We start from the raw sequence: 14,510 nt of genomic DNA on the forward strand, positions 1-14,510 counted from the left end.
CTGGACCAACGAACGAATTAAAGAAATGGATGAGCAGTTGTCCAAGCTTAGAAAGCATCATGACCAGGAAGAAAAGCGAAGAAAGGTTCAGTTGGAAGAGCTTATACGTCAGAAACAATATTTGCAAAAGGAAATTGAGGACCGCGAACAGTTCATAGAACAGCTTATTTCTCAGAAGCTAAGCATCATGGGACGGAAGAGCTTTAAGCCATCTTACGAAGATCAGGCCAAACAAAAGCTGCGTCTGGGCGATTTACTGGTTGTTGAGGGATTGATCACTCAGGAGCAATTGAGTCAGGCTATGGAACGACAGAAAACATTTGGTGGCCGTCTGGGTGATCTTGTTGTAGAAATGGGGTTCACCACGAAAGAGCTTGTTGGAGCCATTATTAGCCAGCAATCGCAAAAAGGCCGTTTGGGCGATATGCTCGTCGAAACGGGTGCCATTACTCAACACCAGCTCAATGAAGCCTTAGGTATTCAACGGAAAAGCGGCGGAATGCTGGGTGATATTCTGATGTCCCTGCGTTCTATCGATCCTGAGAAGCTGTACCGTGAGATTGCAACGCAAAACAATCTTGGACGCATCGGAACCGAGTATACATTTGAGGATACGCTTAACAAGCTGCCGGAGGCTTTGGCCAGACAATATGATGCAGTGGTCATTAATAAGGATTTAAATCGTTTTTTGGTTGCTGTAGGGGGGCCTTTGTCGGATGACGTGACCGCCAAGATTGAGGAACTACTCGGCATGCCAATTGAGCAGGTTCTGGCAACTCGTGATGAGATGGAGTTTTTTTGGAAGGAAGTCTATCCATCCGAGCTGATGGTAGAAAGTACCCAGAAGCTGGTTAATGAGCAGCCGCAAAATTCGGCACATGTTACCTTTACCAAGCCTCAATTAACGACAGCCGTGATTTGTCTCTTTGTATTCCTTGTAAGTCTAGTAATCGATTGGTATCATACCTTGATTTTCATGAATGTGGCTGTACAAATTTTTTATTTTTCAATGACTGTATTTAAATTTATGATCGTCATGTTTGGAACACGCAATAATGCCCAGATGCGGTTTACCAAGGAAGAGATTGACGTTATTGATGAACGAACGCTACCGGTGTATACCATTCTTGTTCCTATGTATAAGGAGAGTGAGGTTATCCCGCATTTGCTGGATAACATAGAGCAGATTGATTATCCAAAATCCAAGCTTGACGTAAGGCTTCTGATTGAACAGGACGATGTGGAAGCCCAACTGCTATTGAAGGAAATGAACCTGCCTCCTTATTATACGACGATTGTGGTCCCGCACAGCCTGCCCAAAACGAAGCCTAAAGCTTGCAACTATGGTTTAATCCGTGCACGTGGTGAATATGTCGTTATCTATGATGCCGAGGATCGCCCCGATTCGGATCAGCTTAAAAAGGTTCATGCGGCTTTTGTCAAAAATGCAGATAATTGCGCTTGTATTCAAGCAAAGCTGAATTATTTTAACAGTGATCAGAATTTGCTGACTCGATGGTTTACTCACGAATACAGCATGTGGTTTGAGCTTCTGCTACCTGGTGTAATGCAATTGAATATCCCAATCCCTTTGGGTGGGACTTCCAATCATTTTAAAATGAAGGTTCTAAAGGAAATTAATGCGTGGGACCCTTATAACGTGACCGAGGATGCAGACTTAGGTATCCGCCTATACAAATCGGGTTATACGACCGCTATCGTAGATTCCCGTACATGGGAGGAAGCCAACAGTCGTGTAGGTAACTGGATTCGGCAGCGCTCACGCTGGATTAAAGGCTATATGCAGACATGGCTCGTTCATATGCGCAATCCATTCCGTTTGTATAAAGAGCTTGGTTTAAAAGGTTTTATGGGGTTTCAAGTTATGGTGTTGGCCACACCCATGTTGCCGCTTCTCAACCCGTTTTACTGGGTTATGATCGTAATGTGGTATGCATGGAAGGCACAATGGATACCGCAATTTTTCCCTGGCCCGATTTATTATCTAGCTTCTATGGAGTTTTTAATAGGAAACTTTTTATTCGTATTTGGTAATGTGGCAGGTATATATTGGGTTATTCATGATTTAGAGCAGCGTAAGGAAAATGTTTTCTCTTACAGTCTTGTTAAATATGCGCTCTTAACTCCTGCTTATTGGGTGCTCATGAGTTTAGCGGCAGTTAAAGCTGCGTGGCAGTTAATTACCAAGCCATTCTATTGGGAGAAAACTACCCATGGCTTGTCTAAAGCCCCTCCCCGTACATTACCAGCCAATAATACGATTCAGGATGGGAGGTAGAGGCAATGCCTAGCATGCATAGAAGTGTATATTGGGTATTGTTTCTTCTGTTGTTTACGCTGGAGTTTTCTGCGGGCTATTACGTCAGTCATGTTATAGGTTATGTACATTCCGACTCCATGAGCCGTGTAGCGAATGCATTCTATGTATTGTACAGCCGTGACCCGCATTTGGGAGCCATAGGTTTTGTGTGGAACCCGCTGCCCAGCTTGATGGAGCTCTTACTCCTGCTGCCGTATCCTTGGTTTCCAGAGCTTGCCTCTTCAGCTTTGGCTGGTGTGATTATGAGCAGCTTATTTGCAGGGTTGACTGCGGTAATGTTAGCTCGTGCCGCTGTGGAGTTTGGCTTGTCTCGCTGGTTTGCGGTTGTACTGAGTCTTTCCTTCAGCTGTAATCCATTCATATTTTTATTCGGCGCCAATGGGCTAAGCGATGCTCCTTTTATTTATTTTATCATGTCGGCAGTTATCCACTTGTGCCATTGGATTCAGGGTCGACGGGTAGGAAGCCTGATTAGAATAAGCTTTATGCTGGCGTTAGCCTTTTGGACGAGGTATGAAGCTGTGCCGCTTGGAGCAGCTTTGGCGCTGGCTGTCATATTGATTGTATTCTGGATTCCTGCCAGTGATTCGAAAGCCGAGCAACAAATGGAGCGTAATCTGAGGTTTAAATTATTTCAAATAGAGGGTACGTGGGCGTTGATGCTTGCCCCTGTGATTTATTCAGGATTGATGTGGATTTGGCTGAACTACCTGATTATGGACAATGCCCTCTATTTTTTGAATTCTGAATACTCTAACGTTGCACAGGCCCAGGGACTTGGCACGGATCAGCAGTTCCTTGATATGCAAGGCAATCCACTGCTGGGTCTCCTATTTGTAGCCAAAAAGACGATGTATTACTCCATTCCTTTAGTAAGCATCATTGTGCTCAGGTTGTGGAACCGACGATGGTTAGTGTGGGATTTTGTCGTGCTCCTTTGTTTGTATGCTTCCATTATTGCGCTGCAATTTCTGCTGTTGATGAAAGGAACCTCCTACGGTTGGTTCCGATATTTCATGTATGTATTACCGATCACAGTAGCATGGCTGCCTTACGAGCTGTCTCGTGTTAAGCGATCTGTTGTCAATTACAGTATTGTGTTGGTTGGCATGATAATAAGCGGTTATATCCTGACTCAAGCTTTAATGAGCCCCGTGATTGCTCCAGATGAGAATAAATTTCTGCATGCTAAGGAGTATGCTGTTGGTCAACAGGTGGAGAAAGAAATTGCTGCCTATTTGGATGAAGAGCTCGACGGCTACAATATTCTGATGGATTCCTATTCCGCATATGCCATTATTCTGAATAGCAAGGCACCCAATAAATTTTTAATAACCAGTGATTTCGCGTTTAGAGCTTCTCTGAAGGATCCGGTGGGTACCGGAGTGGATTTTATTCTCAGTCCGAAGCCTGACAAAAGCTCAGCGCTCAGTGCAGATAACACAACCTATCTTAATTTTTACGAAAAAGGAACCTCATGGACACAGTTGTATAAGGAATTCGGAGGCAAGTGGAGATTGTATAAAATTATTCGGCCAGTAGACGGAGGTGGAAATAAATGAATCAGCCCATTCCGGAAATATCTGTAGTGATCCCAGTTTACAATGAGGCCGTTCACATTGCTCATTCTTTGCAATTAATTGAGGAAGAGTTAAAGAGAATTACTTATTCTTATGAAATTATTGTTATTGATGATGGCTCCAAAGATGCCACGTGGCAGCAGTTGACATTGGTGCGTGAGCAATCAGCGCATTTTACAGGCATTCGTTTGAGCCGTAATTTCGGTAAGGAGCTTGCTTTGTGCGCTGGTTTGGAGCATGCGAGTGGACAAGCTGTAATCGTTATGGATTCCGATCTGCAGCATCCCCCTTCCTTATTAATTGAAATGATTCGTTTATGGCGTGAAGAAGGTAAGGATATCGTAGAGTGTGTCAAGGTAGATCGTGGAAAGGAATCATTGAACAAATCACTGAGCTCTGCCATTTTCTATAAAGTGCTGAATCGCTTGTCCGGATTCGACCTGAGCGGTGCTTCAGATTTCAAGCTTCTGGATCAAAAGGTTATTCAAGCATGGCGGGAGATGCCTGAGCGGAACATGTTTTTTCGTGGCATGACAGCTTGGTTGGGATATGAAAAGGCGCAGATTCCATTCGAGGTGGCGGAGCGTGCAGGCGGAAAAACCCAGTGGCCGTTTCATAGCCTGCTTAGACTTGGAGTTAGTGCCGTTGTTTCGTTTTCCTCAATTCCATTGCGTTTTGTCAGCCTGTTTGGATTTGCTTTTCTGTTCGGTGCTCTTATACTAGGTATCCAGACGTTATATCAAAAATTTGTTGGCGATGCTGTGACTGGATTTACAACGGTCATCCTGCTGCTGCTTGTTGTGGGCAGCGTGATCATGATATCGCTCGGTATCATTGGCGAGTATATCGCATCCATTTACAATGAGGTAAAGGGGAGGCCGCGATATTTGGTCAGTCAAAAAATCAACAGCACAGAAGTGCCAGATGAATTGGGCTTTAAGGTAAGCAAAGCTTTATGAAGAAACTTTTGTTGAAGTATGGGATCGTAGGCTTGTTAGGAACGTTGATTCATTTTATTTCCTTGTATGTCTTGGTTGAAGCATTCGGTATTCAGCCTGTTACAAGTTCTACGCTTGGTTTTCTGCTCGTCCTGTTTATTTCGTATGTGCTTAATAAATGGTGGACATTTCAGGACACGCCATCAGGCTGGAAGCCATTTGTGAAATATACGGTCGTGTCCCTAACAGGGCTGCTGCTCAATAGCGGTATTATGTATGCAGTTGTGGAATGGATGCACTGGAATTATTTGCTCGGACAATGTTTGGTCGTTGTGGCGGTTCCTGCCTCCAATTTTTTATTTAACTATTATTGGACCTTCCGTACTTGACTCTTACAACGATTCGGCATATAATATTGTAAAAGTACAACAGATGTAACTGCAATGATGAGGACGAAGTTATAAGGGCCCTTATGATCCAGAGAGCAGCGGATTTGCTGAAACCAATGCCATTAATCCCTTATGTACGAGCTCACCTCGGAGCTGTTTTCCTGAAAAGTATGTTCATTGGATTCAAGAGCATAGCTATTAGGGAAAAACGGAATAGCACACGTTATCGTGCTGAAGGTATAACAGCTATATTTAATTTGCTGCGTACCTGCTAAGGTTATTTGCTGTGAGGCAAGTAACAAACTCTGGGTGGTACCACGGAAGATTAGAACCCCTTTCGTCCCTTCAGGCGCTCTATTTGGCGTTTGGGATGAAAGGGGTTTTTAGGTATTTTCAATATACGAGAGGAGGACAAATCATGATCGTTCAAACAACCAAAAAGTCAAAAGAACAACTGCACAAGGAACTGCTTCAGCCGGATGTAATTACAGGATCGGAAATGCTGCTTCGCAGCCTGCTATTGGAGGAAGTGGATTGCGTCTTTGGTTACCCCGGTGGAGCCGTATTATATATTTATGATGCCATGCACGGCAATTCTGATTTCAAGCATTTGTTAACCCGTCATGAGCAAGGAGCTATTCATGCAGCAGACGGCTATGCGCGTTCTACCGGCAAGGTGGGTGTCTGTATCGCGACTTCCGGACCTGGAGCTACGAACCTGGTTACGGGAATTGCCACTGCTTATATGGACTCGGTGCCGCTCGTCGTTATAACAGGTAATGTATCTACGGCTGTGATTGGAACGGATGCTTTCCAAGAAGCGGATATCACAGGGATTACACTGCCGATTACGAAGCACAGCTATCTGGTTCGGGATGTAAAGGATTTGCCGCGTGTCATTAAAGAGGCATTCCACATCGCTTCTACAGGACGTAGAGGTCCGGTATTGATCGATATCCCCAAGGATGTTTCCAATGCAGAGGCACCGTTTTATTATCCGGATAAGGTAGAAATTCGCGGTTATCATCCGACTGTTCAGCCGAACAAGCTGCAGGTGGACCGGATGCTGGAGGCGATTGCTGAAGCTGAGCGTCCTATGATTTTGGCAGGCGGCGGTGTTGTGTACGCGGATGCGTCCAAGGAACTGCTGGAGTTTGTTGAAAAAACACAAATTCCGGTTACGACTACGCTGCTCGGATTAGGTGGTTTTCCAAGCGCAAATCCTCTTTGGTTGGGGATGCCGGGCATGCACGGAACATACGCGGCTAACCATGCGCTGCAAAATTGCGATTTGCTCATCGGGATCGGTGCAAGGTTCGATGACCGGGTAACGATGAAGGTAAACGGATTTGCTCCAAAAGCGAAGATTGTTCATATCGACGTAGATCCTGCGGAAATCGGTAAAATTGTAGAAACCCATATCCCTGTTGTTGGTGATATCAAGGCTGTCCTGCAGCTTGCTAACCTAAAAGCGAAGAAGTCACAATCCTCTGCGTGGATCGAGCATGTCCAAGCGGATAAAGCCAATCACCCGCTACGCTATATTGATTCGGATACAGAGCTTAAGCCCCAATATGTCATCGAGATGATTCATAAAACAACAAACGGTGACGCGATTGTAACGACAGACGTAGGACAGCACCAAATGTGGGCCGCTCAATACTATAAATTCAACAAGCCGCGCTCTTGGATCACCTCCGGAGGTTTGGGCACTATGGGCTTCGGATTCCCTTCAGCGATTGGCGCTCAGATAGCTAACCCGGATCGAATGGTTGTATCCATTAATGGGGATGGCGGTATGCAGATGTGTTCGCAGGAACTGGCGATTTGTGCAATTAACCAAATACCTGTTAAAATTGTTGTAATCAACAATCAGGTGTTGGGTATGGTACGCCAGTGGCAGGAAATCATTCATGGCAACCGGTTCAGTCACATTGATCTGGCAGGCAGTCCTGATTTTGTCAAACTTGCCGAAGCATACGGTGTTAAGGGCTTGAGGGCAACGAATAAAGAGGAAGCCCAAAGCATGTGGCAGGAAGCACTGGACACCCCAGGTCCGGTACTCGTCGAATTTTTCGTCCGCAGGGATGAGAACGTGTATCCAATGGTTACACAAGGCTCGACGATAGATCAAATGATAATGGGGGATTCGGAATGAATCACAAACATACGATATCCGTTTTAGTGAATAATCAACCAGGCGTACTGCAGCGTGTATCCGGCTTGTTCGGACGTAGAGGCTTTAACATTGAAAGTATCTCCGTAGGTGAAGCCGAGGAGCAGGGCTTATCGCGCATGGTTATTGTGACAACCGGAGACGATAAAACTTTGGAGCAAGTTTCCAAGCAGCTGTATAAGCTGATTGATGTCATTAAAGTTATTGATTTGAGCTCCAACCCGATGGTTGCACGCGAGCTGGCCTTGATCAAAGTCAATGCAGATCCTAGCTTGCGTCCGGAAATTTTCGGATTAGTGGAAACGTTCCGTGCATCGGTTGTCGATATTAGTCCATCTTCATTAATTATTCAGGTTGTAGGGGATGCTCTTAAGATCGAAGCTATGGCTGAGCTGTTGAAGCCTTACGGTATTCGTGAGCTTTCAAGAACAGGTATTACGGCTATGGTTCGCGGGATCGTCAAGTAGTTGGTTATATAGATTAAATTATATAAATTAAAAGAAAACAACTTTGTGAGTGGGGGATCAAGTGGATGACTTGATTGGGCGGCGCGTGATTTGCAGCGGATTGTCCGTTTGATCGCCCACTCACAGGGTTTTAAATTAAAGGAGGCAATCATATCCATGGCAGTTACAATGTATTATGAAAAAGACGCTGATCTAGGCGCACTAAAAGGTAAAACAATCGCAATCATCGGTTACGGAAGCCAAGGCCATGCACAAGCGCAAAACCTGCGTGACAGCGGTCTGAAAGTTGTTATCGGACTTCGTCCAGGTAAATCGTTTGATCAAGCAAAAAATGACGGCTTTGAAGTATTTACAGTTGCCGAAGCTACTAAATTGGCAGATGTAGTACAAATCCTTTTGCCGGATGAAACACAAGCTAGCACGTACAACAATGAAATTGAACCAAACCTGAAAAAGGGCGCTGCGCTCGTATTCTCACACGGTTTCAACATTCATTTTGGACAAATTGTTCCTTCAGCTGATAAAGATGTATTCATGGTTGCACCTAAATCCCCGGGTCACATGGTTCGCCGTGTATACGTAGAGGGCTTTGGCGTTCCTGGATTAATCGCGGTTTATCAAGATGCTTCCGGTAAAGCCAAAGATCTTGGTCTGGCTTACGCAAAAGGTATTGGCTGCACACGCGCAGGACTTATCGAAACTACATTCCGTGAAGAAACTGAAACGGATCTGTTCGGTGAGCAAGCAGTACTTTGTGGCGGTACAACTGCATTGGTTAAAGCTGGCTTTGAAACGCTGGTTGAAGCTGGCTATGAGCCTGAGATTGCTTACTTCGAGTGCTTGCACGAGTTGAAGCTGATCGTTGACTTGATGTATGAAGGCGGAATGGCTACTATGAGACATTCCATCTCCAACACAGCTGAGTACGGTGACTATGTAACCGGACCTCGTATTGTGACTGAAGAAACGAAGAAAGAAATGAAGCGTGTATTGACTGACATCCAACAAGGTAAATTCGCTCGCGATTTCATCTTGGAAAACCAATCCGGTCGTTCGTTCTTGACGGCAACTCGTCGTATTGAGTCCGAGCACCCGATTGAAAAAGTCGGTTCCCAATTGCGCGAATTGATGCACTGGATTAAAAAGTAAGTAATCGTTTGTTGATTGGCATATACAGATAACTGAGGTCGGCTTGAAGATAATGGGAATATTCACGGAGGTAAATCCACCGGTTTTCTCAGCTTCGGGCCGTACCTTTTTCTGCTTAAAGAGCATGTTCAAAATGGTCGGTTGATGCTTACGATGTCAATTTTCTTCAAAAATGCTTAGGAGGTGACCACCCATGAGAAAAATTTATATATTCGATACGACGCTAAGAGATGGAGAGCAATCCCCAGGCGTGAACCTGAACGTGCAGGAGAAGCTGGAAATCGCGCAGCAGCTAGAAAGGCTGGGTGTCGATCGAATTGAAGCTGGATTTCCTGCGGCATCTCCCGGTGACTTGGCGGGTGTGAACGCAGTAGCTCGTGCAATTAAGAATGCTTCAGTAATCGGTTTAGCTCGTTCCCGTGAGCAGGATATTGATGCCGTGCGTGAGGCACTGAAGGGTGCTCAAGACCCATGTCTGCATTTGTTTTTGGCTTCCTCTCCTATCCACCGCAAGTATAAGCTGAAGATGAGTAAAGAACAGATGTTGGAAACGGCAGATAAGGCCATCCGTTATGCAAAGAAATATTTTGACAAGATCGAATTCTCACCTGAGGATGCAGGCCGTACAGAGCTAGACTTCCTATGTGAGGTTACGGCTATGGCGATTCGTGCAGGTGCAACGGTTGTCAATATTCCGGACACGGTTGGTTATCTGAATCCGAGTGAGTTCGGCAATATTTTCAAAGTGTTAAAGGAGAATGTGCCGGATATTGAAAAGATTCAATTGAGTGCACATTGCCATGACGATTTGGGGATGGCTACTGCGAATGCATTAGCAGCTGTACTGAATGGCGCTGATCAAATTGAAGGAACGATCAATGGTATCGGAGAACGTGCCGGCAATACCTCACTGGAGGAAGTTGCTATGGCACTGGAAACGCGCCAGGATTTCTTTCAAGCGAAAACTTCACTGGTTCTCGGAGAAATTGCCCGCACAAGCCGTCTGGTCAGCAAGCTGACGGGTATGGTTGTACCTGGCAATAAAGCGATAGTAGGGGCTAACGCCTTTGCTCATGAATCGGGTATTCATCAGGATGGCATGCTTAAGGAAAAGACCACCTACGAGATTATGTCGCCTGAAATGATCGGTCTGAAAGAAAGCACGCTTGTGCTGGGCAAACATTCCGGCCGTCATGCATTCCGTGAAAAGCTGATTGATATCGGCTATGAGCTGTCGGACGATCAAGTGAATGTCGCGTTTTCTAAATTCAAAGATTTAGCCGACAAAAAGAAAGAAGTATCAGACGAAGACATCCGTGCATTGATCGAAGAAAAGCTGATCGAAACACCGGAAGTATTCGCTCTGGATAACCTTCAGCTATCTTATGGCAATCAATCGGTGCCAACGGCTACTATTCGTGTCACTACCTTGGATGGCGGCGCTGTGGAAGAGGCAGCTGTTGGCAACGGATCAGTTGATGCGATCTACAAGGCTATTGATAAGGTAACCAAGGAAGAGGTTGAATTGGAAGATTATTCGATCAAATCGGTTACCCAAGGCAAGGATGCACTGGGCGAGGTTCACGTTCTGATGCGTCAGGGAGATTACTCTGTTCAGGGCCGCGGGGTCAGTACAGATATTCTCGAAGCGAGCGCCCGGGCATATCTTGATGCCATTAACCGATTGATTGAAAAACGCAAAACGCCTGCCCGCACACGGAACAGCCGTGATAATGTAACCTTGATTTAAAGTTCAGTAGGTAATCACTAACAGCAAACAGATCTCATAACATTCTGCTGCAGCGCCCTATGGCATGCAGCAGAGTGTTTATTTGTTATACGGCTCAAGTCAGTTATAGCGAGCCCATGGAAATATTTAAAAGCAGGATTCTTTTTATCATTGCCGAATTGGATGAGTACAGAATGTCGAATCCACATAGATACATTGGAGGAGGAATTGTACCTTGCAACCAAAAACGAATCTTTTTAAATATATGCTGCTGCTTTCCCTGGTTTTGTTCACTACCTGTGCCAGCCTGGCATTTCCCTTACAGCATGCTCATGCTGCCTCATACGGTTATGAGACAGCTCCTCAAAATATCGTAGGCGTAACCAAGCCGACGATCACCTTCTATTTTGATACGACCCTGACGGCCATACCCGTGTACACGATGTATTTGAATGGTGAGCCTGTGGCAGCATCTTATGATAAGGCTAAAGGTACGTTCACTTTCACGCCTGATTATAATTTGAAGCGAGGTACTCAAAAGGTGCGGATGTCGATTGCTTATACAGGATTTCAGCCCATCGATGTATCATGGACTTTTACGGTCGCAGAGAATGCGATAAGCGACTTTACTGCCGCGGACCCGGAGCAGTTGGACGGATTCGCTGCGCTCAATGATTACCGGGTGCTTTATGGATTGCCTACCGTAAAGATGAATGGTCGCTTGAATGCCAGCGCTACAGCGCATGCCAAATATTTATATGACAATAAAATTCAGCAAAGCCAAGATAGTATGGACAGTTTACATGAAGAGAACTCGTCCAAAAAAGGCTTTTTTGGTAAAACACCATTGGAGCGCGGCGCTTACTTTGGTTACACATCTGCTGTAGGTGAAGATGCGGCTTACTATTCCGGTCCCATTAGTCAAGTCATTGATGTTTTATTTGATGCTCCTTACCATAGGAATCCGTTTCTGAACCCTTATATTAAAGAGGTGGGGGTTGGCAAGGTAGGCGATTATACGATTATTGAATTTAGTTCAGAGTCGGACACTCCTGACGCACTTGTCACATCACCCGCTGCAGGGGATAGGTATGTGCCTACCTCGTTTAATGGTGATGAACAGCCCGATCCATTGCGAATTCATCAGAGCGAGGTATATCCTGTAGGATATCCGATCATGGCACAATATTACGGTTCTGAAGTGAAGAAGGTTAAGCTTCTTGGCGCAGAGCTAGTAGACAGCAATAAAACTCCAGTTGCTCTGCTGATGAATACACCAGACAACGATAGTGATCTGTCTAACGGAGTCATGGTCCTGCCTCGCCAACCGCTGCAGTCGGATTCGACCTACCATGTGAAGCTTAATCTTGAAGTGACTCATCGCGATGGCAGCACGAAGACGGAAGTCAAGGAATGGGATTTTACAACGGAGCCTGCCGCTCAAATCGGCAAGAAGAAGCTGCACCAAAATGCAGCGGAGTACAAGCAGGCATACCTCACACTGAATCCGATTGCGCACACAGCCAGCTTTGGGTTGAATGCCAGCAGCTATAAGGTTGATGGGATTGACTTTCCGATGAATCTGTCGCCTGTTATCGTGGATGGGTCCTCTTATTTATATATTCGCGATTTGGCTGCAGCTCTAGGGGCCAACGTGGAGTGGAACGATCAATTACGTGCAGCCGTGTATACGAAGAAGGGTTTGAAAGTCACATTGTATACAACAAAAAACGAGTATGAGCTGAACGGAGCAACCGGGCAAACAGACACACCGGCAAAACTGATTGGAGAAAGCACAATGGTACCTGTTCGTCTATTGGCAGAGGTATTAGGTGCAAAAGTCGATTATATGGAGGCAACCCGGACGGTAAAAATCACATACTAGTCCAGGCACCATCCAAATACTCAATCTGCTTGTACGCCCAATCTTAACAATATCCACCTATATACCTTATCTTAGATCTGTATGAGGGGAGGATGAAATCGATGGGTTTGGTAGCAGGAGCAGGTTGTGGAGTGGGTCCAGTTGTTGGCGGTCTTCGTACGAGCACAGGCGTGATTTTAGTATTATTCATTTTACAGGTCATCATCACTCGCAGTTGTTTATAGTCCTAATAACGTATGTAAAAGCTCCTGGGGATACCGGGGGCTTTTCTATGTACTTCGCTTATCATCGAAATGCGATTGACGTATTATTCATATGATATTTTGTGTAAAATTAAGGAAAATATAGCATGTTTTCTGAATTTATTCTTGTATAATAAAGGGGAGAGGTATGCTTTTTGTTGCAGCTTAACCTTGAAAAATTAAACATAAATTCTTTATTTTTATGTCTATACCATACTGCAATGATAAGCTTAGAATGAAATCAAACTGAATGTAGAGGGAGAGTTGAAGAATGTACAGCACTAAGTATTTAGTTTTGTTTCTGGCGGTATCCCTGACAAGTATGGTTGCGGCTTGCGGAAACAAATATGATGCTTCTTCAATGGGTCAGGGTTTCGGAACCGATCATAGGTCTGACCAAGGTGTAATTACCCTGTCGCTCCAAACACTTCAGTCTGAAAAATCTTCCCCTGCTTACATAATTGAAGAAAAAATTGTTAACGATTACATGCAAATCCATCCCAATATTAAAATTGAATTCGATCGTCTGAATACGGAGCAGCAAAAAAATAAACTCAAAGCACAAGCTGCCTCCGGTGAAGTCGCCGATATTACGATGGTGAATCCGGGAGCTCAAATGAAGCCGTTTGTTGACAGCGGGGTATTAGCCCCTTTAGACGACGTATTGGATGGAGAATTAAAAGCCACATTTCAAAGCGGTGTGCTCAGCTACTATACGTTTGACGGAAAAGTATATGCGCTCCCATATAATTTGAATATCGCCGGTATCTTTTATAATAAAGAAATTTTTGTTAAAGCGGGGTTGAGCTTTCCCAAAACCTTCGAGGATTTGATCGAGGTCTCCAAGCAGCTCAGGGCAAAAGGGGTCACTCCCATAGCGATTGGTGCAAAAGACCGTTGGACAACTTCTTTTTTGTTTATGAACATACTCCAACGACTTAACGGCGGTCCCGGTTTTTTGCAGGATGTCATTACTAATAAAAGAAATTTTAATGATCCTGTGTTTGTTCATTCCGTGCAGAAGCTGCAAAATTTGATTCAGGCTGGTGCGTTTGATGAAGGGGTGACGTCTATCGACTCTAACACAGCCTCCAATTTATTTCGAAGCGGCAGGGCCGCTATGTATTACATAGGTACCTGGGAGGTTCCCAAGATAGAAACCTGGCCAGATAAAGAGAAAGTGGGGTTCATGAAATTCCCTACTGTTGAGGGTAAAGGCGATCCGAATGACTTCATGATTGCTCCTGGAACAGCATATACGTTATCTGCCAAAAGCAAGAATTTGCAAGAGAGTAAACAATTTTTGAAATATCTAATGATGAATTATCCGACAGTTGCTTTCAAGATGAACGCGGCAGTAGGTCTCAGTCAAAAAGTGAAGGGTGACTTTAAAGCAGCTAGCTATTCGCAATTGCAAATCGAAACCTTGAATATGTTTAAGGATATTAAAGGTGGAGAAATGAATTTTGACAATGTGATCATTCCAGCTGTTGCTCAAACTCATTTGGATCAATTGCAAAATCTTTTTGTGCAGCATGTGAAGGCTGAGGAAGTGGCTAAAGAACATCAGATTTCCTGGGAACTCAATACGAAACGAAAATAACATAGAGTAGA

11 protein-coding genes are annotated in these 14,510 nt (G+C 44.8%); all 11 read left to right on the top strand.

Annotated elements, in window-relative coordinates:
* The first annotated feature begins 187 nt into the window (after positions 1 to 187).
* The 11 genes from BM210_RS18415 to BM210_RS18460 all read left to right on the top strand — a co-directional run bounded on the left by BM210_RS18415 (position 188) and on the right by BM210_RS18460 (position 14,499).
* Positions 188 to 2,299 (top strand): cyclic di-GMP-binding domain-containing protein, MshE-related, encoded by a 2,112-nt coding sequence (locus BM210_RS18415; protein WP_371263503.1) that lies wholly within the window; start codon positions 188 to 190, stop codon positions 2,297 to 2,299.
* 5 nt (positions 2,300 to 2,304) lie between these two features.
* Entirely contained in the window at positions 2,305 to 3,903 is a 1,599-nt protein-coding gene (locus BM210_RS18420; RefSeq protein WP_091171151.1) for an ArnT family glycosyltransferase, read from the top strand.
* Complete coding sequence (locus BM210_RS18425; protein ID WP_091171153.1) at positions 3,900 to 4,880, top strand: glycosyltransferase; 981 nt, start codon at positions 3,900 to 3,902, stop codon at positions 4,878 to 4,880. The genes BM210_RS18420 and BM210_RS18425 overlap by 4 nt, the downstream gene beginning before the upstream one ends.
* On the top strand, positions 4,877 to 5,248 hold the full coding sequence (locus BM210_RS18430) for a GtrA family protein (RefSeq protein WP_091171156.1): 372 nt from the start codon (positions 4,877 to 4,879) through the stop codon (positions 5,246 to 5,248). Before BM210_RS18425 ends, BM210_RS18430 begins: the two co-directional genes overlap by 4 nt.
* A gap of 418 nt (positions 5,249 to 5,666) precedes the next feature.
* A complete protein-coding gene (ilvB, locus tag BM210_RS18435; protein WP_091171158.1) occupies positions 5,667 to 7,406 on the top strand; it encodes a biosynthetic-type acetolactate synthase large subunit in 1,740 nt (579 codons plus the stop codon).
* Positions 7,403 to 7,891, top strand: coding sequence for an acetolactate synthase small subunit (ilvN, locus tag BM210_RS18440; RefSeq protein ID WP_091171161.1), 489 nt, complete (start codon positions 7,403 to 7,405; stop codon positions 7,889 to 7,891). Before ilvB ends, ilvN begins: the two co-directional genes overlap by 4 nt.
* Positions 7,892 to 8,047: 156 nt before the next feature.
* The gene (gene ilvC / locus BM210_RS18445; protein WP_091171164.1) at positions 8,048 to 9,040 is read left to right on the top strand and encodes a ketol-acid reductoisomerase; all 993 of its coding nucleotides are present in this window, start codon (positions 8,048 to 8,050) and stop codon (positions 9,038 to 9,040) included.
* A gap of 193 nt (positions 9,041 to 9,233) precedes the next feature.
* The gene (locus tag BM210_RS18450; protein ID WP_091171166.1) at positions 9,234 to 10,790 is read left to right on the top strand and encodes a 2-isopropylmalate synthase; all 1,557 of its coding nucleotides are present in this window, start codon (positions 9,234 to 9,236) and stop codon (positions 10,788 to 10,790) included.
* A gap of 214 nt (positions 10,791 to 11,004) precedes the next feature.
* Positions 11,005 to 12,654 (top strand): stalk domain-containing protein, encoded by a 1,650-nt coding sequence (locus BM210_RS18455; RefSeq protein WP_091171168.1) that lies wholly within the window; start codon positions 11,005 to 11,007, stop codon positions 12,652 to 12,654.
* A 101-nt stretch (positions 12,655 to 12,755) separates the two neighbouring features.
* Positions 12,756 to 12,878 (top strand): YjcZ family sporulation protein, encoded by a 123-nt coding sequence (locus tag BM210_RS35385; protein WP_218184943.1) that lies wholly within the window; start codon positions 12,756 to 12,758, stop codon positions 12,876 to 12,878.
* Between the two features lie 289 nt (positions 12,879 to 13,167).
* Positions 13,168 to 14,499 (top strand): extracellular solute-binding protein, encoded by a 1,332-nt coding sequence (locus BM210_RS18460; protein ID WP_091171171.1) that lies wholly within the window; start codon positions 13,168 to 13,170, stop codon positions 14,497 to 14,499.
* Positions 14,500 to 14,510: the final 11 nt, after the last annotated feature.

Origin of the sequence: Paenibacillus sp. 1_12 (assembly GCF_900114475.1) — a bacterium.
In the GTDB taxonomy this organism is placed as follows: Bacteria; Bacillota; Bacilli; order Paenibacillales; family NBRC-103111; genus Paenibacillus_S.

Excerpts from the sequence above, each read along its gene's own strand:
- BM210_RS35385 (WP_218184943.1), top strand. The coding sequence starts at position 12,756 with ATGGGTTTGGTAGCAGGAGCAGGTTGTGGAGTGGGTCCAGTTGTTGGC.
- ilvN (WP_091171161.1), top strand. The coding sequence starts at position 7,403 with ATGAATCACAAACATACGATATCCGTTTTAGTGAATAATCAACCAGGC.
- BM210_RS18420 (WP_091171151.1), top strand. The coding sequence starts at position 2,305 with ATGCCTAGCATGCATAGAAGTGTATATTGGGTATTGTTTCTTCTGTTG.
- ilvC (WP_091171164.1), top strand. The coding sequence starts at position 8,048 with ATGGCAGTTACAATGTATTATGAAAAAGACGCTGATCTAGGCGCACTA.
- BM210_RS18415 (WP_371263503.1), top strand. The coding sequence starts at position 188 with ATGGGACGGAAGAGCTTTAAGCCATCTTACGAAGATCAGGCCAAACAA.
- BM210_RS18425 (WP_091171153.1), top strand. The coding sequence starts at position 3,900 with ATGAATCAGCCCATTCCGGAAATATCTGTAGTGATCCCAGTTTACAAT.
- BM210_RS18450 (WP_091171166.1), top strand. The coding sequence starts at position 9,234 with ATGAGAAAAATTTATATATTCGATACGACGCTAAGAGATGGAGAGCAA.
- ilvB (WP_091171158.1), top strand. The coding sequence starts at position 5,667 with ATGATCGTTCAAACAACCAAAAAGTCAAAAGAACAACTGCACAAGGAA.
- BM210_RS18460 (WP_091171171.1), top strand. The coding sequence starts at position 13,168 with ATGTACAGCACTAAGTATTTAGTTTTGTTTCTGGCGGTATCCCTGACA.
- BM210_RS18430 (WP_091171156.1), top strand. The coding sequence starts at position 4,877 with ATGAAGAAACTTTTGTTGAAGTATGGGATCGTAGGCTTGTTAGGAACG.